At 68.7% G+C, this 17,375-nt stretch carries 17 protein-coding genes and 1 pseudogene; 11 read left to right on the forward strand and 7 right to left on the reverse strand.

The annotated features are described in order from the left end of the window. Window positions 1-47 precede the first annotated feature (47 nt). From ACFSL4_RS16060 to ACFSL4_RS16070, 3 genes are all read right to left on the reverse strand, one after another. Window positions 48-1,319 carry an ATP-grasp domain-containing protein gene (locus ACFSL4_RS16060; protein ID WP_381083021.1) on the reverse strand — a complete coding sequence of 424 codons (1,272 nt, stop codon included), beginning with the start codon at window positions 1,317-1,319 and terminating at the stop codon, window positions 48-50. Between the two features lie 6 nt (window positions 1,320-1,325). Then, window positions 1,326-2,210, reverse strand: a complete 885-nt coding sequence (locus ACFSL4_RS16065; protein WP_381083023.1) for a [LysW]-aminoadipate kinase — start codon at window positions 2,208-2,210, stop codon at window positions 1,326-1,328. Window positions 2,211-2,320: 110 nt separating this feature from the next. After that, window positions 2,321-2,494, reverse strand: coding sequence for a lysine biosynthesis protein LysW (locus tag ACFSL4_RS16070; protein ID WP_234426526.1), 174 nt, complete (start codon window positions 2,492-2,494; stop codon window positions 2,321-2,323). 335 nt (window positions 2,495-2,829) lie between these two features. Between ACFSL4_RS16070 and ACFSL4_RS16075 the strand changes: the two genes are divergently transcribed. Then, the gene (locus ACFSL4_RS16075; RefSeq protein ID WP_381083025.1) at window positions 2,830-3,030 is read left to right on the forward strand and encodes a hypothetical protein; all 201 of its coding nucleotides are present in this window, start codon (window positions 2,830-2,832) and stop codon (window positions 3,028-3,030) included. A gap of 52 nt (window positions 3,031-3,082) precedes the next feature. Then, the gene (locus ACFSL4_RS16080; protein ID WP_381083027.1) at window positions 3,083-3,346 is read left to right on the forward strand and encodes a hypothetical protein; all 264 of its coding nucleotides are present in this window, start codon (window positions 3,083-3,085) and stop codon (window positions 3,344-3,346) included. Window positions 3,347-3,666: 320 nt separating this feature from the next. On the opposite strand, the gene ACFSL4_RS16085 is transcribed toward ACFSL4_RS16080, so the two are convergent. From ACFSL4_RS16085 to ACFSL4_RS16095, 3 genes are all read right to left on the reverse strand, one after another. Next, a complete protein-coding gene (locus tag ACFSL4_RS16085) occupies window positions 3,667-4,347 on the reverse strand; it encodes a 2OG-Fe dioxygenase family protein (protein ID WP_381083029.1) in 681 nt (226 codons plus the stop codon). Window positions 4,348-4,479: 132 nt separating this feature from the next. Beyond that, a complete protein-coding gene (locus ACFSL4_RS16090) occupies window positions 4,480-5,523 on the reverse strand; it encodes an ATP-grasp domain-containing protein (RefSeq protein ID WP_381083031.1) in 1,044 nt (347 codons plus the stop codon). Between the two features lie 297 nt (window positions 5,524-5,820). Beyond that, complete coding sequence (locus tag ACFSL4_RS16095) at window positions 5,821-7,128, reverse strand: MFS transporter (RefSeq protein WP_381083033.1); 1,308 nt, start codon at window positions 7,126-7,128, stop codon at window positions 5,821-5,823. A gap of 288 nt (window positions 7,129-7,416) precedes the next feature. Here ACFSL4_RS16095 and argC point away from each other — a divergent pair, with 288 nt between their 5' ends. The 4 genes from argC to ACFSL4_RS16115 all read left to right on the forward strand — a co-directional run bounded on the left by argC (window position 7,417) and on the right by ACFSL4_RS16115 (window position 11,441). Then, a complete protein-coding gene (gene argC / locus ACFSL4_RS16100; protein WP_381083035.1) occupies window positions 7,417-8,448 on the forward strand; it encodes an N-acetyl-gamma-glutamyl-phosphate reductase in 1,032 nt (343 codons plus the stop codon). A gap of 139 nt (window positions 8,449-8,587) precedes the next feature. Next, window positions 8,588-9,151 carry an adenylyl-sulfate kinase gene (cysC, locus tag ACFSL4_RS16105; RefSeq protein WP_381083037.1) on the forward strand — a complete coding sequence of 188 codons (564 nt, stop codon included), beginning with the start codon at window positions 8,588-8,590 and terminating at the stop codon, window positions 9,149-9,151. Continuing rightward, window positions 9,148-10,110 (forward strand): sulfate adenylyltransferase subunit CysD, encoded by a 963-nt coding sequence (gene cysD / locus ACFSL4_RS16110; RefSeq protein ID WP_381083039.1) that lies wholly within the window; start codon window positions 9,148-9,150, stop codon window positions 10,108-10,110. The genes cysC and cysD overlap by 4 nt, the downstream gene beginning before the upstream one ends. A gap of 2 nt (window positions 10,111-10,112) precedes the next feature. Continuing rightward, on the forward strand, window positions 10,113-11,441 hold the full coding sequence (locus ACFSL4_RS16115; protein WP_381083041.1) for a sulfate adenylyltransferase subunit 1: 1,329 nt from the start codon (window positions 10,113-10,115) through the stop codon (window positions 11,439-11,441). A 273-nt stretch (window positions 11,442-11,714) separates the two neighbouring features. Here ACFSL4_RS16115 and ACFSL4_RS16120 read toward each other — a convergent pair. Next, window positions 11,715-12,115: pseudogene (locus tag ACFSL4_RS16120) on the reverse strand (transposase family protein); the annotation flags it as partial. A gap of 453 nt (window positions 12,116-12,568) precedes the next feature. Here ACFSL4_RS16120 and ACFSL4_RS16125 point away from each other — a divergent pair. From ACFSL4_RS16125 to ACFSL4_RS16145, 5 genes are read left to right on the forward strand one after another with little or no spacing between them, the layout of a single operon-like run. Further along, the gene (locus tag ACFSL4_RS16125; RefSeq protein WP_381083043.1) at window positions 12,569-12,916 is read left to right on the forward strand and encodes a cytochrome P450; all 348 of its coding nucleotides are present in this window, start codon (window positions 12,569-12,571) and stop codon (window positions 12,914-12,916) included. Further along, complete coding sequence (locus ACFSL4_RS16130) at window positions 12,913-13,650, forward strand: thioesterase II family protein (RefSeq protein ID WP_381083045.1); 738 nt, start codon at window positions 12,913-12,915, stop codon at window positions 13,648-13,650. The genes ACFSL4_RS16125 and ACFSL4_RS16130 overlap by 4 nt, the downstream gene beginning before the upstream one ends. Then, window positions 13,643-14,386, forward strand: coding sequence for a hypothetical protein (locus tag ACFSL4_RS16135; protein WP_381083047.1), 744 nt, complete (start codon window positions 13,643-13,645; stop codon window positions 14,384-14,386). Before ACFSL4_RS16130 ends, ACFSL4_RS16135 begins: the two co-directional genes overlap by 8 nt. Next, the gene (locus ACFSL4_RS16140; protein ID WP_381083049.1) at window positions 14,380-15,606 is read left to right on the forward strand and encodes an amino acid adenylation domain-containing protein; all 1,227 of its coding nucleotides are present in this window, start codon (window positions 14,380-14,382) and stop codon (window positions 15,604-15,606) included. Before ACFSL4_RS16135 ends, ACFSL4_RS16140 begins: the two co-directional genes overlap by 7 nt. Then, on the forward strand, window positions 15,591-16,874 hold the full coding sequence (locus tag ACFSL4_RS16145; RefSeq protein WP_381083051.1) for a thioesterase domain-containing protein: 1,284 nt from the start codon (window positions 15,591-15,593) through the stop codon (window positions 16,872-16,874). Before ACFSL4_RS16140 ends, ACFSL4_RS16145 begins: the two co-directional genes overlap by 16 nt. Window positions 16,875-17,375 lie beyond the last annotated feature (501 nt).

Here is a 17,375-nt window from a genome sequence, read left to right on the forward strand (position 1 = left end):
CTCCTCCGTCTGGTGCGCCGCACTCGGACTGAGCGGCCCGGGGTCTTCTAGCGGGGGCTGTTGGCGTAGAGGTGGTCGCGTTCGATTTCCCGGAGCTTCCGGTAGTCCGCACGGAGCTGTTCCGGATCCTCGGATATGAGGATCACGTACCCCGGCTGGGTCGCCACGTCGACCGTCCGGGGAAGCGGGTCCCCCGCCGGATGCGTCGTGACGGCGTGGGCGTAGGACGGGAGTGCACGAATGGCGGCCATCGCCTCGTGGGACGGGGCCACACCATGATCATTCGGGTTGATGAGATGCACATACCGCAGACCTTCCAGCAACTGGTACGCGGTGGTGGGCAGTCGGTCGAACTCGTCGGGGTCCACGACGGACAGGCCTACGAGCTCGATCTGGTTGGTGCCCAGGCAGCGACGGGCGATATCCGGAACCTGCCCGCCGCCGAAGCGTGCGGCACACTCGACGAGCACCGGTCCCTTGGCGGTCATCATGATCTCGGTATGGCTGGCCCAGTTCCGGACCTCCAGGGCGTCGAGCACTTGGTGGGCATAGGCCTCCACCGTCATGGCCTGCGGATCGTCCGGTGACAGCGGCTCGTTGTAGTCGTAGATGATGTTGCCGCCGGGGAGCCGCGTCTTGTAGTACCGCCAGATCTCGGCGGTGTGGTGCCTGCCGTCCCGGCTGACCGTGTTGACGAAGTACTCGTCCCCGTCCAGGAACTCCTGTGCGAGGACGACCGTGTTGGGCAGGCCGTGGCGGTCGGGACTGGTCATGATCTTTTCGTGGACGGCACGAACCTGATCCGCGGACGAACACGCCACGACGTTGTCGGTGCCGCAGCTGGAGACCGGTTTGAGGACGACCGGATAACCCGCGGTCGTCTCGGCCCACTCGATGATCTCGTCGGCATCGGCCGAGACGATCGTGGCCGCGGATTCGACGCCCGCGGCGTGCAGGGCCAGGACCATGTCGTACTTGTTGCGGCGGGACGTCGGCCGGCTCATCCCGTTGCCGGGAGTGCCGAGTTCGGCGGCGAGCCGGTCGGTCAGCTCGACGCCGGACTCCCCGGAGGAGATCACCGAACCGACCTCGAGCTCGCGCAGCGCGGACGCGGTGGCCGCGACGTCGCCGTGGTGCCGCACATTGGCCACGAAGCCTTCGGGGAACGGCAGCCGGACCAGGTGGACGTCGGGGTGCGGCGACTGGACGTGCACGCACTCTATGCCGAGCCGGTTCATGACGGGCAGAAGGAGGCGTCCCATCGCGAACGCGTCGACGAACGCGACGCGCCTGGTTTGCGCCGAGGAACTGCTTGGCATCGTCAACTACTTTCTTGGGGTGGATACCGCGGACGGAAGGGCTTGGTCGAGCCGGTGATCGGATCGCGGACTCATCGTCACGGCGGTGCCGGATCCGGCCAGGGCCCGGCTGACCGGGTCCGGCACTCGCCCATCCGCGATACGGACCGACGGCACCCCGCCGGTCAGCGCCTCCCGCGCCGCGACGAGCTTGAGCGCCATGCCACCGCCGATGCGCCGACCGGGCGCACCGGCCGCGGGTACCTCGTAGGTGCTCAGCACGCTGGTCTCGTCGGAGGGATCGGCGAGCACACCCGGTGCGCCGGTCAGCAGCACCAGTCGGTCGGCGCCGAGTGCCGCCGCGAGCGCGGCCGCAACCCGGTCGGCGTCGACGTTCACCGGCTGACCGTGCTCGTCGATCGCGGGCGGCGAGACCACCGGCACGAAGCCGGAGCGCAGCAGGGATTCGGGGAGTTCGGTACGCACCTCGCCGAGCCGGCCGCTGAGGTTGTCCCGTATTAGGGTCGTGCGGCCGTCCACGACGGAGCGCACGACGGACTTGCGGCGGGCGCGCAGCATGCCGCCGTCCAGGCCGGTGAGACCGACCGAGGGCACCCCGAGCCTGGAGAGCTCAGCGACGATCTTCGGTTTGACCCCGCCGGCCAGCGCGAGGACGACCACCTCCAGTGTCGCCGGGTCGGTGTACCGGGTGGACACCTTGTCCGGGGCGACGAGGGTGCGTTGCGGGACACCGAGTCTCCCGGCCAGTCGTGCGATCTCCCCGGAACCGCCGTGCACCAGGAGGATCGACTGTCCTTCGCCGGCGAGCCCGGCGACGTCGGCGCAGATGCCCGCGGCGTCCACGGACGGATTGCCGCCGCACTTGATGACCATGAGCGGTCTGGTGGTCACAGTGTCTCCAGTACGCGGGGAATCGGACGGGATACGGGGCGGGGAGGGCCGACCGTCTCTACGCGGGCCTGGTCGAGCCCCGTTGTATCGCGCGTGCCTGCTCGCGGCCGCTACTCTCCCCAGTCCTCTTCGACCTCGGGCGCGCGGGCGAGCACCATCGGACTCAGCGCCACGATCTCCAGTTCGCTTCGGCAGCCCGCGCAATCGATGATCTCGTTGAGCCGCGCCGATTGGCTGATCTGCACCTCGTCCTCACATTCAGGACAGGCCTGCATGGTGGGCATGCGGTGAATTCCTTTCAATCGGTTGTTCCGAGGCGGACCGCCGGTCTGCCGCGTCGAAAAAGACGGTACGGCCGGGCCGACGTCAGATGCGTCCCCGGTGAATGCATTCGCGGAGACACGTCATGTTGATCTTTCTCTCCTGCGGCTAAGCGCGTCGCTTACCGCGGTAAACGGAGCTCGTGGCCGAAAGGGCCTTGAATCAACGCGGCGCATCTCCGTCATTGAATTTGCCGCGGACGCGCACGGTGCTGATCTGCGCGTAGCTTTTTTCATGCGGCAGGACGGTCGGAGGTGGCCGTCTGGGCCGACCCTTGGCCCTCGTCGATCGGAGAACCATGCGTACCTCACGCCTCTTCGGCTACCAGCAGCTCCACGAGGGAGCCGTCCTGATCACCCGCCAGTGCCGCACCGTCAATGTCGTGCGCGGTCAGGAGCAGGTGTCCGAGCTGCTGTCGGCTCTCAAGAGCGAAGACGCTCAGGTCGTGCTGTCCCGCTATGCGAACGGAGCCCGGGCGACCGCCTCACCGGCCCGGTGAGCGATGGCCGTTCCCGTACTTCGGGGTCGGGGGTCGGGCGCGGACCCGGGCGGTGGAGAAGGCCTTCGGTATCGAGCCGGGCCTGATGGTGCGGCGGATGCCGGTCCGCTCCGGCGGCAACGCGGTCGGCCGGCAGGCCGCCTGGGCCGGGAGGACGTGGACGGACTCACCCGCGCGGCGGGCGGACGGCGCTGCAAGACGCGAGAACGTCGCCGCCCGCGCCGAGGTGATCGCCGTGAAGCGTCGCGTCGACCCCTGGCCGAGAACGAGACCAGGGGGCGCTCGGGCGTCGGCCGAGGCGTGCACCGGGCCCTGAGCGGACGGTGACCGGACGCTCCCCGGGCAGCCGCCGGGTCCGGCCAAGCGGCCGGTTGGTCCTCTGTCACCTCGGCGAGGTGCCGCTGGGGATCGGTGACGTGACCGACCCGCCCACGTCGCCCAGTTCACCCGCGGGGTTCCACTCCACCGCTGTTCCGCCCGGCTGCTCGAAGGAGCCGGGTACCTGGCGGGGCGGAGCAGTGACAGCGGTCCTCGCCAGGCTGCCGGGCCCGGATCCGAGGATCTTCGTGCGCTCCGCCCCGCTTCCCCGTGTTCCCCGGCGCCGGCCGGGTGTACCTGCCTCAGAGCTCTTCTTCGTCAGCAGAACTCCAGGAAGAACATGTCGCGGTACCCCTCCGGAGTCGCCGGGGCCACCCGTACCGGAGACACGGAATGCAGACCCGTGCGGTCGTCCAGGAATATGTAGTCTCCGGGGTCGCTCAGGGTGTGGGTCAGCACCGGTGACTCGGCGTTGTCGTAGAGCGTGCTGACCCCGCCGGTGACGCCCTTCCGCGCGATCAGCATCATGACGATGTGCTCGACACCGTCCCGGTGGATTCCCTCCGGGGTCGGATTCCCCGCTTCCTTCTCGTTGGCGACGATACGGTGCTGATGGATGCTGATCCGACGGACAGAAGCCACACGTTCACCGTCGGGTGTGATCTCCGCGATGCGTGCGACGAAATGGGCCAGCATCCGCCGGAACACGGAAGTATCCAGCAGAGCCTGGTCGATCGGCTCGAAGCGGCGGACGATGCCGCCGTTCAGACGGTTTATCTCCTTGCTCTGCAGGAAACCGTCCTGGGTGACCGACGCGACGGCGCCGTCGGCGACGGTGTATGAAATCACGGAGTGCTTACGGTGACGGTAAGTGCCGCCGTCTCCCATGTACAGGTCCAGCGGCAGGTCCTCCCAGAACCGGCTGAACTTGTCCCAGTCGTCGCTGTCCCGAAACAGGTCGTTACGCGCATTGCCGAGTGTGAACTTCAGTCCATCCATTCTCTCGGTCTCCTCCGGTCAGGGGCAGAAATTCGAGTTGCCGCGTCGTTGGGACGCTACCGGCGTGCGGGTGCGTTGTGCGTCCGTGACAGACTTATCGCCGGAACGCATCGCGTTGACCTTCAGGGAATCTCATACGACGTGCCATTCACCGACGGTGCTCAGAACGTGCGCCGCGCGAGCGCGCAACTCACTCACGGAATCGGCGGTGATCGCGAAACGTAGAAAGTAGTTCTCCTGCTCCAGGTCGGTCACCTGGTAGCCGTCGACGACCACCGCCTTGACGACGCCCGGGAGTGCGCACAGGTCGTCCTCCGTGGCGCTGATCTCCACCCGGCCGAGCTCCTCGGCTTCCACGTCGACCCACCCGATGATCGTCCGGTCGCGAAGCGGGCCCAGCCGTTCCAGCGTGAACTCGCCCAGCGCCATGGAGACGATCGCCTCCACCGGGTCGATCCCGCTGATCTCCTGTATCGCCGTCGGATACATGCCGCCACCGAAACGGGGATTGATCTCCACCAGCTCCGTCCGGCCGTTCTCGTCGGCCCGGCCCTCGACGTGCAGCCAGAGTTGGTCGAGGCGGAGGTCGGCGCAGAGTGCGTCGAGCATCCCGGTCAGGACAGGCACACCGGCACGCACGTGATCCTGCTGCGGCGGATGGACCCGAAGCCCCGCGTCGTGGTGCCTGACGTCGTCGTGGTCGGGCTTCTCGACCGCCAGGACCGGATGGAAGCGGCCGTCCACGACGGGTCCGTCCACGGAGAACTCGACACCGGGCAGATACTCCTCGATGATCATTTCCGTGTCGCCGAAGCCGCGCTCCGCCAGGTGGCGCTCATAGGCGAGGAGCTCGGCCGGGCCGTCCACCCGGCGAACCAACCGCGAGGCCGTGGACTCACGCGAGGGTTTGACGATGGCGGGGAAGAAATCCACCTCCGCCGGGTTGTCGCAGAAGCCGATGGAGGACAGCCCCAGGCCTCGCATACGCTCTCGGACCAGCGTCTTGCTGGCCAGCACATCGAGGCCGACGCCGGCGCCCGGAAGGCCGTAGTGCGCGGCCAGACCGCCCTGCCAGGGGAGCAGCGGTTCCATCAGGTTGACGACGGAGATGGGGACGATGTCGCGCTCGTCGAGCCGGGCGATGAGCGTGGGCAGGTCCTCGCTGTCCCAGTCCACCACGACATGGTCATCGCATGTGTCGCGGTGGCGAGTGTCCGGAATCTCGGATATCAGTACCGACCGGATTCCGCGGGCTCGCAGCTGATCGGCAGCAGGGGCCACGGCGCCGGCATTCCATTTGGAGAGGATGAGTACGGATTTCACAGAGGGGCCTCCAGATCTTACATCCAGGTCTGGCATCAAGAAACACGGGCCAGCATCAAAAATGGCAGGACTGGGTCGCACCGTGGTAATCGAGAGGCTCAACCGCAGGAGAGCCAGGTCAACACGCTCGCGGGTGCGTTTGTCGCGGACTCACCTGACGTCGGTGCGGTCGCACTGTTCTGCCGGTTCGCCGGCGACCGGGGTGTCGGCAGCCGAGGCCGGCAGCGGAACCTTCCTCGTGCCCACGGTCCGGACGCCGGAGAACAGCGCCCCAAGGAACGCCAGGGCGCCGACCGCCGCCGACACCCACAGGGCGCGGTGCAGGCCGATGTTCGAGGCGAGCGCACCGGAGCACAGCGATCCGACGGGAAGCGTGCCCCACATGACGAACCGGATCGTGGCGGTCATGCGGCCCATGAGCGGTCGCGGGGTGATGCTCTGACGCAGGCTGACCTGGTTCACGTTGAAGAGCACCACGCCGAACGACTGCAGGAACAGGCCGCAGGTGATGACCACTTCGGGGGCCGAGGTGGGCGCGGCGGGGGTGAAGAGAGGACCGACGCCGTTGAGGAGCGCACCCAGCACGATGCTCGGCCCGGTGCCCAGGCGATGCGACAACCTGCGGGCCACGACGGCCCCCAGGACGACGCCGAGAGACCCGATCGCCATCATGGTGCCCAGTTTGGCGGCGGAGAAGCCCAGTTCACGCACCGTGTAGGTGGTGAAAATGGCTGCGACCATGCCGTAGGAGAAGTTGAGGAGCCCCCCGACCCCGGCCAGCGGGGCCAGCAGGCGATGGTGACGTACGAAGGTCAGACCCTCGCCGACCTCCTTCCACAGCACCGACCAGGTCGTCCGGTTGCCGTTCGTCACCACCGGCTTCTCCCGCTCGGCAGGGATGCGCGACACCATGAACGCGGAGTACAGGAAGGACAGGGCGTCTGCGCCCAGCGCGACCGGGGCCTTCAACGCCGAGATCAGCCAGCCGCCCGCGCTGGGGCCGATCAACTGCGACGCGGACCGCGCCAGTTCCAACTGGGCGTTGCCTTCGGTCAGCTGATCGGTCTCGACGACGTCCGGCAGATACGACTGGTAGGCGACGTCGAAGAACACGGTGGCGACACCCTGCCCGAACGCGACCAGATAGAGCTGGCCGAGGGTGAGCATGTCCAGCGCGTAGGCCAGCGGGACGGTGAACAGCAGCAGCCCGCGGAAGAGGTCGGTGCTGATCAGAATGGGCCTTCGGCGCATCCGGTCGACCCACACCCCGGCAGGCAGACCGATCAGTAGGAAGGGCACGATCTGCGCGGCGGTGAGCACACTGACTTCGAACACACTGGCGTGCAGCACCTGGAGGGCGGCGAGCGGCAGCGCCAGGAAGCCGATCTGGCTGCCTATCTGACTGACGCCCTGCGCGGCCCGCAGCCGCCGAAAGTCGGGGTTCTGAGTGACCCTCATCTGGTCCGTCTTTCCCTCGGTGACGTGATGGCAGCGCTGGGAACGCCGCACTGAACTCCACGACGCATATGGGCCGATCTCAAGATTGGCACATACAGCGCTCAGGTCGGGTAATCGAGGTGATTAGTCACGCGCCAGGAATCTAAGTCGGACGCCTCCTCGAGGCTGTGTTCGTCGCGGACGCGCGTGAGGCGCGCGGGTTCGTAGTTTTCTTCGCATGGGCCGTCGGTTCGGACCGGAAGGAGTCGTGGTGATGCGTCGGCGTGTTGCAGCGCGGGGGATACGGTCGTGACGCGGGTGGCGGTGGCCGGTGCGGCCGGTTATATCGGCGGGGAGTTGCTGCGGCTGCTGCTGGGACATCCCGAGGTCGAGGTGGTGGGCGCGGTTTCGTCCCGTTTCCCAGGGAAACGGGTCGACGGTGTGCATCCGAATCTGCGGTCCGTCACCGATCTGACGTTCTGTTCGGCAGACGAGGTCGGAGAGTGCGACGCGGTGTTCCTGGCGCTGCCGCACCGGGTGGCGATGACCCAGATCGATCACTGGACGCAGCGGTCCAAGCTCGTCTTCGACCTGACCGGGGACTTCCGGCTCGATGACACCGAAGTCTTCAGGCGCTACTACGGCGAGGAGCACCGGGCTGCGCATCTGCTGGGCGATTTCGTGCCAGGCATTCCCGAACTGCACCGCGACCGTCTGCGCACCGCGGACCTGATCAGTGTTCCCGGTTGCATGGCCATGGCCGGCGTACTCGCCCTGTACCCCCTGGTGGTCCGGGACCTGATCGATCTGGAGCAAGGCGCTCAGTTCGACGCGCGTACCGGTTCCAGCGGGTCCGGGGCCACGGCCGGCCCTGCCAACCTGCACGCCGAACGCAGCGGTTCCATGCGCGTGTTCGCGCCCACCGGACACCGCCACGAAGCCGAGATCTCGCGGCATCTGGGCCTGTCGGCCGCGATGACCGCCACCGGCGTCGAAGCGGTCCGTGGGATCCAGACCATCTGCCACGCCACGCTGCGCCCCGGCGTGGACAAGCAGACCGTGCGCCGGGCCTTTCGCGAGCAGTACTCCGAGGAACCCTTCGTCCGGGTCGTCGCGCACCAACGCGGCACCTTCCGCTACCCCGACCCGAAGATCCTCCTGGGCTCCAACTACTGCGACGTCGGCTACGCGGTCGACGAGGACAGCGGTCGCCTGACCACGATCGCCGCCCTGGACAACCTGGTCAAGGGCGGCGCCGGCAACGCCCTGCAGTGCCTCAACATCCGCATGGGTCGGCCCGAGAACCTCGGCCTGACCTTCCCCGGTCTCCACCCCCTGTGAACCCCCGCCGATGACTGGAGAGACCGTGACCACCCATCCGCTGACCGTCGTCACGAGTACGCACGGGGACCGGCATCACAGTGCGCATCTCCGGTGCTGGGGCGCCCACCCAGAGCTCACGCGAAAGGGAGATCCGCACATGAGCGAACCGAATGGCACATCAGCCGAGTGGCAGGGCGGCACGGTCTGGCTGACCGGCCTGCCGAGCGCGGGCAAGACCACCATCGCGGCGGGTCTCGCCGAGCGACTGCGCGCCGATGGACACCGGGTCCAGGTGCTCGACGGTGACGAGGTCCGTGCCGCACTCTCCGCGGAGCTGGGGTTTTCGAAGGAGGACAGGGACACCAACGTGCGGCGGATCGGCTACGTGGCCGGACTGCTCGCCGAGCACGGCGTCACGGTGCTGGTGCCGGTCATCGCCCCCTACGCGCTGTCCCGCGCCGCGGTCCGCGACCTGCACACGGCGCGCGGCATCCCCTACATCGAGGTGCACGTGGCGACCCCGGTGGAGATCTGCGCCGACCGGGACGTCAAGAGCCTCTACGCCAGGCAGGCGGCAGGCGAACTCAGCGGTCTCACCGGCGCGGACGACCCCTATGAGGCGCCGATCGATCCCGATCTGCGGGTCCACACAGAGCACCGGACGGTTGAGGAGTCGGTCCGCCAGGTGCGCGCGCTGCTCACGGCACGGGGTCTGTCATGACCGCCCCGGCGCGGGTCGTGCCCGCCGGCCGTCCCGGACGCATCGGCCCGCGAGCGGAACCGGTGCCCCCGCTGACGCACCTCGAAACCCTGGAGGCCGAGGCGGCCCACATCTTCCGCGAGGCGGCGGGGCAGTTCGACCGGTCGACGCTGCTGTTCTCCGGTGGCAAGGACTCGATCGTCATGCTGCACGTGGCCCTCAAGGCGTTCGCCCCGGCGGCACTGCCGTTCTCCCTGTTGCACGTGGACACCGGCCACAACTTCCCCGAGGTGATCGCCTACCGCGACCGGATCGTCGAGAAGCACGGCCTCCGGCTCGACGTGGCGTCCGTGCAGTCGTACATCGACGACGGAACGCTCCGCGAGCGGCCGGACGGCACCCGCAATCCGCTCCAGACGTTTCCCCTGCTGGACGCCATCCGCGACGGCCGCTTCGGCGCCGTGTTCGGCGGCGGCAGGCGCGACGAGGAGAAGGCACGCGCCAAGGAGCGGGTGTTCAGCCTGCGGGACGAGTTCGGTACCTGGGAGCCGCGCCGACAGCGGCCCGAACTGTGGCAGCTCTACAACGGTCACCACCAGCCGGGCGAGCACTTCCGCGTCTTCCCGCTGTCCAACTGGACGGAGCTGGACGTCTGGCAGTACATCGAGCACGAGGGCATCGAACTGCCGGAGATCTACTTCGCACACTGGCGCAAGGTGTTCCAGCGCGACGGCATGTGGCTCGCGCCCGGCGACTGGGGCGGCCCCCGGGACGAAGAGTCCCTGTCCGAGCGGCGGGTCCGGTACCGCACGGTCGGTGACATGTCCTGCACCGGCGCGATCGACTCGTCCGCCTCGACGGTGAGCGAGGTGATCGCGGAGATCGCCGCGAGCCGTGTGACGGAGCGCGGCGCGAGCAGGGCCGACGACCGGCTGTCCGAGGCAGCCATGGAGGACCGCAAGCGGGAAGGGTACTTCTAGACATGTCAACAGGCGGCGCGGAAGCGGCAGATCAGACGTGCTCCACCGGCCGGCTCCCGGGTGGGCTGTTGCGGCTGGCCACCTGCGGGTCGGTCGACGACGGCAAGTCCACCTTGGTCGGACGGCTGCTCTACGACACCAAGTCCGTCCTCGCCGACCAGGCGACGGCCATCGAGGAGGTGTCCCGCAGACGGGGTCAGGACGGCCCCGACCTGGCTCTGCTCACCGACGGCCTGCGGGCGGAACGGGAACAGGGCATCACCATCGACGTGGCCTACCGCTACTTCGCGACGCCTGCGCGCCGGTTCATTCTCGCGGACACCCCTGGTCATGTGCAGTACACGCGCAACATGGTCACCGGCGCCTCCACTGCCGACCTGGCGGTGATCCTTGTCGACGCGCGCAACGGCGTGGTCGCGCAGACGATGCGACACGGCGCGATCGCGGCACTGCTGCGGGTACCGCACGTCGTGCTGGCGGTCAACAAGATGGACACCGTCGGCTACCGAGAGTCCGCCTTCACGGCGATCGCGGACGAGTTCGCCCAGCGGGCGCGCGAGTTGGGGATCGCGGACGTCACCGCCATCCCGATGTCCGCGCTGACCGGCGACAACGTGGTCGAACCGTCAACCAGGATGGACTGGTACGACGGCGGCACACTGCTGTCCCACCTGGAGAACGTGCCGGTCGGGGCGGATCCGGTCGGCAAGCCGCTGCGCCTGCCGGTGCAGTACGTGATCCGGCACCCCTCGGAGCACCGGCGGGTCGTGGAGCGCTGGCCGACCGGACAACTCGCCTCCGGCGTTCTCGAGGTCGGCGACCGCGTCGTCGTACAACCGTCCGGGGAGACCAGCACGGTCGTCGGCCTCAGCGTGCTCGGCAAGGAGACCGACAGTGTGCGGGCACCGCAGTCGGTGGCCGTACGACTCGCCGACGAGATCGACATCTCCCGGGGTGACATGCTGACCGCGGGCCCTGCTCCACAGTTGCTTCGGCACATCACCGCCAATGTGTGCCATCTGCACGATCGCCCGCTGCGGGCGCGACAGCGCGTGCTGCTCAAACACATCACCAGGACGGTCCCGGCGATGGTGGAGCGGATCGACTACGGTATCGAGGTCACCGACGCCCGTCGGCTGCCCTGCGAGGACGGTCTCTCTGTCAACGACATCGGCGGCATACGGATCCGCACCGCCGAGCCGCTCGCCGTCGACGACTATCCGGAGAACAGACGAACCGGCTCGTTCCTGCTCGTCGACCCGCAGGACGGGGCGACGCTCACCGCAGGGATGGTCGACGTGCGAACGGAGGACCGACACCTTCAGGCGTAGCGGCTTCCGTGTGTGGTGCCGTTCACGGCGGAAACTCAAGCAGGGTGGTCACTGGCCGGATACTGACGCCGCGGAGTCGCTCACCGATCCGCGCGGAGCCGGGCGCTTTGTTTCCGGACGGGGGGTGAGAGACCCCCGGCACCCGGCTGGCGCAGCAGCCGGGTGAAGCAGAGGGCAGCCGCCATGCCGAGGAAGCGTAGGCGTGGCGGCGGCTCGGGTCCCTCCCGTGAGGACCGGGACGAAGTGAACATGGGAACCACGCAGGGTCTGCCCCGGCACCGTCAGAACACGGGTGAGACGAGCAGCTGCACGACCGCAGAACTCCCCTGCCATCTCTGACGCTTGGCCTGTCTGCCGCACTGTCCGGCGCTGATGACGTTCCAGCCCCCGGCGATCTGCTCGCCGAAGGTCTGGCGCCGGCATCCCGGAACCGGGCGGACCAGCCGCAGTACGCGCAACCGGATGACGACCCGGCGGCCGTCCACCGGCACGTCCGCCATCGTTCGCCGGTGATACCCGTGCACCTTCGACGTCGGCGTCCCGCACATCGGGCATGACACCGGATCGTTCCGACTCCTAGCCGTGACCACCGCCTCGACATCATCCGTCACGCCTTCCACGGCCACCGCAGACAGGCCCGGAAACACCGTTGCTACAAGAGAGCCGGCGTCCACCGCAGCTGGTGATCACAGTTGGGCAACCAGCGTCACCACCGACTACGGGACAGGCCCAGAAGTTGTAGTGCGCACAGTGGATAGTCGTGGTGACTGCACCGGATAAGCCTGATGTTTCTGTCTCCGTTCAACCTGTGCCCTGACACTGGTGCTCGGTGCGGGGAACTCACCGTCGCAGTGTATTGAGGAAGGGCGCGGTGCCGAACCAGCAGTCGGCAGAAGCAGGGCTTGCATCGGACTCACCGAGGCTGGCCGGTGAGAGCGCGGAGTGCGTGCAGGTCCTTGCTCTGCTTATCCAGAATCTCGGACGGTGCGGGCCGACCTCGAGAGGGAGACGAATAGCATGACAGTCGAAATCGTTGAATCGATATCCGATCGGCTCGTCGGAAACAAGGTGCACCGCGCCTTCGTCGACCATGAGTTTAGGGTACTCGTCCACCGCAGTAGCTGGTGGTGGCGGAACGAGGCGCCAGGCGGGACGTGCGGATCCGTGACATCACGGTGCACGCGGGCGACGCGGTCGTCGCGTGGCTGGGTTCGGCCAACCGGGACGAGGCCGTGTTCTCGCGGTCCGACACGTTCGACATCCGCAGGCGCCCCAACAAGCATGTCGCCTTCGGTGTCGGCCCGCACTACTGCGTCGGGCACACCGTCGCCAGGGTCGCGCTGCGGGTCCTGTTCCACGAGCTGCTGACCGGCTTCGCCGACATCGAGGTCGTCGGCGAACCCGTGCGGCTGCGGTCGAACTTCATCGCGGGATACACCAGCCTGCCGGTGACGGCACGAGGAGTACGGCCATGACGAGCGGATCGACTGTTCCCCTGCGCAGGTGGCTGCCCCGGCCGCTGCGGGAGACTCCGTCGCGGATCTTCTGCCTGCCCTATTCGGGCGCGGGCGCCTCCATGTTCGGCCGGTGGCCGGACGTCGCGGGCGATACCGGACTCTGCCCGGTGCAGTTGCCGGGCCGGGAGAATCGGCTGCGGGAACCGCACTTCGGGACCTACGAACAGCTCGCAAAGGACGTGGTCGAGGCGCTGCTGCCCGCCATGGATCGTCCCTTCGGACTGTTCGGGCACTGCAGTTCCGCGCTGATCGCGTTCGAGATCGCCGTCGTGCTGCACCGCGAAGGGTTGCCGATGCCACGGCGGTTGTTCTGCTCCTCCCAGGTCGCGCCCCATGAAGGCCCCGGTGGCAGCTACTTGACGATGACCGACGAACAACTTCGCGCGGAACTGGTCGCGCTGAGTACCAACGAGCTCGACGACACCGTCCTGGACGTCGTCACCGAGGTGCTGAGAGCGGACGTCGAGGCCAACAAGGCCTACAAGCCGGCAGAGCCGGTGCTGCTGGACACCGCGATCACCGCGATCGGCTGGTCGGCCGACCACGAGGTCGCTCCCGAGCGCATGAGCGGGTGGGACCAGTACTCCAAGAGGGTCCACCGGGTGGTGCTGCCGGGCGTGCACCACACGTTCCTCGACGCCCCGGCCGCGCTGCTGACACAGTTCGTCGACGGAATGGTCTCGGATGACTGAGGTGCGGACCTGCCGGATCGCCCGAGCCCACAACGGCCCACCCGGCAGCGCGAACGGTGGATACGCGTGCGGGATGTTCGCCAGGAGCGCCGTCGACGTGGTCGGGACGGCCGTGGTGGTCCAGTTGCACGCGGCCCCACCGCTCGACACCGAGCTGGCCGTCCACGCGCATCGCGGGCGAGCGCTCGTCTGGCACGAGGACGAGCTCGTCGCGACGGTTTCCGCCGTGGTGCACGACCAGTCGGCGGTGGCGCCGTTCGTCACCGTCGCCGCCGCGGAACGGGCGAGCACGTTCTTCGCGGGCGCGGCGGCGCACCCGTTCCCGGAGTGCCTCGTGTGTGGAACCGCCAGGACCGACCCGGCTGCGTTGCATCTGACTCCGGGGGGTGTGGACGGTCTTCCGGGTGTTGTCGCGTGCATCTGGGCCCCCACCGGCGACCCGGACCTCGACACCGTGTGGGCCGTGCTGGACTGTCCCGGCGGCTGGACCCTCGACCAGAGCGGCTCTCCTTACGTGCTCGGCAGGATGTCCGCGCGCGTCCACGCGGTCCCTCCGTCCGGCGAGCCCGCGATCGTCGTGGCCCAGCACATCGCGACCGTCGGACGGACCGCGCGGGTGGTCAGCGCACTGTTCGGTCCGGACGGCACCGAGTTCGGCCGGGCGGAGGCCACCTGGGTCCGACTCAGTGCTTCTTCCGATCCGGCGCCGAGGAAAAGGGAGCGTTTTCGATGGTGACTGCGAACCTGATCGACCTGTTCGAGGAGCAGGCGCGCCGACGACCGGACGCCGTCGCGGTGGTCTGCGGTGAACTGTCACTGTCCTATCGGGAGCTCGACAGCCGGGCGAACCGGCTGGCCCGCCTGCTGGCCGGGTCCGGCGCACGCCCCGGTGCGTTCGTCGGGGTGTGCCTGCCGAGGTCCTTGGACCTGCCGGTGGCGCTGCTCGCCGTGCTGAAGACCGGCGCGGCCTATCTGCCGTTGGATCCGAGCTATCCCGAGGAACGTGTCGCGTGGATGGTGCAGGACGCGGACCCGGTCGTGGTCGTCGGCACGTCGGAGGTGCTCCGGTCCGGGGACCCCGTGCTCCTGCTGGACGATCCGGCCGTGGCGGCCCGGCTGGCGGACACCCCTGGCGGCGCTCCGCCGGTCGTGCGGGATCCCGGCGACGCCGCCTACATGATCTACACCTCCGGGTCGACGGGACGGCCGAAGGGAGTCGTCGTCGCGCACGCCAACGTCATGGCGTTGTTCGCCGCCGCCCGCGACCTGTTCGACTTCGGGCAGGACGACGTCTGGACGCTGTTCCACTCCTACGCATTCGACTTCTCGGTCTGGGAGCTGTGGGGCGCGCTCCTCCACGGCGGCACGCTGGTGGTGGTTCCGGTCGACACCGCCCGGTCCGCGCCGGACTTCCTGCGACTGCTGGCCGACCGGCGGGTCACCGTCCTCAACCAGACCCCGTCGGCGTTCTACGAACTGGCACGAGCCGATGCCGAGGACCCGGTCACCTCCAGCCAATTGGCTCTGCGCTACCTGGTCTTCGGCGGCGAGGCGCTCGACCTGGCGAGGCTGGAGGAGTGGTACGGGCGGCACGGTCCGGGCAAGCCCGAGCTGGTGAACATGTACGGCATCACCGAGACAACCGTGCATGTCACCCACGCCGCCCTCGACCTCGACCGGACGGCCGCGACCGGCCTGGTCGGCCGGCCGCTTCCCGGCGTTCGATGCTACGTCCTGGACGACGGGTTGAACCTGGTACCGCCCGGTGTGGTGGGCGAGCTGTACGTGGGCGGCGTGGGCGTGGGATGGGGTTACTGGGGTCGTGGCGGGTTGACGGCCGACCGGTTCGTGCCGGATCCGTTCGGTGGTGACGGCGAGCGGCTGTACCGGACCGGCGACCTCGTGCGCTGGGGCGCTGGGGTTTGGAGTACTCGGGGCGGATGGACGACCAGGTGAAGATCCGGGGGTTCCGGATCGAGCTGGGCGAGGTCGAGTCGACGCTGGCCCGGTGCCCTGGAGTGGCGGACGCAGTGGTCGTCGCCGGCACGAACGGTCGGGGCGAGCGGTGCCTGGTCGGGTATGTCACCCCGGGCAGGTCGGACGGTTCGGTGAACCCGTCACAGTTGGGCGTGGTCGCGCGGGAGTTCGCCTCCCGGTACCTCCCCGCCCACATGGTGCCGGCGGTGGTCATGGTCTCCGCGGAGTTCCTGCTGACACCTACCGGCAAGGTCGACCGGCGGGCGCTTCCCGCACCGACGTTTGACGTGTCGGCCAGTCGCCCTCGCTCGCCGTTGGAGGCGGTGCTGTGCACGTTGTTCGCCGACGTGCTCGGCATCGACGAAGTCGGCCCGGACGACGGGTTCTTCGACCTCGGCGGGCACTCGCTGGTGGCGACGAGTCTGGTGAGCCGGGTGCGGACCGCGCTGGGGGTGGAGCTGGGAGTCAGCGCCGTGTTCGAGGCACCGACACCGGCCGCGCTCGCGCGGCTGGTCGCGGGGCACACCACTGAGGGCGGGGCCCATGACGTACTGCTCGAGCTGCGCGGGCACGGCAGTCAGCCACCGCTGTTCTGCATCCATCCGTCCAGCGGGATGAGCTGGTCCTACGCCGGTCTGCTGCACCACCTCGACCCGGAGACGCCGCTGTACGGACTGCAGGCACCGAGCTTGAGCGGCGACTCCGTCCTGCCGCAGACCATCGAGCAGTTGGCGGCGGACTATCTGTGCCGCATCCGTACGGTACAACCGAGTGGACCGTACCGGCTGCTCGGCTGGTCGTTCGGTGGTCTGGTCGCCCACGCGATCGCGGTCCAACTCGAGCGGGAAGGGCAGCAGGTGGCGTTGCTGGCCGTGCTGGACGTGACGCCGGTGGCCGCCGAGACCGATGGCACGCAGGCGGAGGGCCTTGCCGACGACACGCTCGACGAGGCACTCGCGGAGGAGATCGGCGATGCCAGCCTGCCGGAGGAGACGATCGCCCGGATCACCGCCACCGCCGGGCACAGCAGCCGGCTGCGTGACCGCTTCACCCCCGGCCGGTTCGGCGGTGATCTGCTGCTGTGCACGGCTGGACCGAATGCACTGGCCGACGACTGGCGCCCGCATATCGGCGGCCGCATCACGACCCACGAGATCGCCACCACACATCTCCGGATGATGCGCCCCTCGGCGTTGACCCAGATCGGGCCTGTCCTGGCGGCCGCGCTCGCCGGCGGGGACCGGTAGGTGTCATGCCGAGCCTGGTGCGGGGCAAGTTCTCGGGTGTGCACGGCGGTGGTGAGGTCGTCGAGTGTGAGTTCCCCGACGAGCAGGGCCGCGGCCGCGGCGGTCGGGGAGCAGTCCGGCGGCGAAGCCGGCGGCACGAGCACCGACTGGTCATCCGGCCCGGTGGGGGGCCGCGTCAACGACCTGAAGGCGCTCGAACGCAGCGTGTCCGTCCGAGCGAAGCCACCGCTGCTGTGCAAAAGGCTCCTCCCGACCGCCGCCGGCCGCCGACACGGCCGGCCCCTGGACGATGCGCTCGGACCCGGTTGTCGTCACGGACGATCGGCCGGACGCGCTCCAGGCGCGGCAGCACCCGCATGAGGCGGGCGGTCGGATGCCGAGCCCCGATACGGTTCGCCGTCCGCCCCGCGGCGTCCTCACCGCCGCGCGGGATGTCAGAATCCGATGGCCTCGCGCAGCAGCAGGACAGTGCCGCGCCCGGGCTGCGGCTCGGCGTTGAGG

The sequence above is a fragment of the Streptomyces caeni genome (assembly GCF_042678285.1).
Classification (GTDB): Bacteria; Actinomycetota; Actinomycetes; order Streptomycetales; family Streptomycetaceae; genus Streptomyces; species Streptomyces caeni.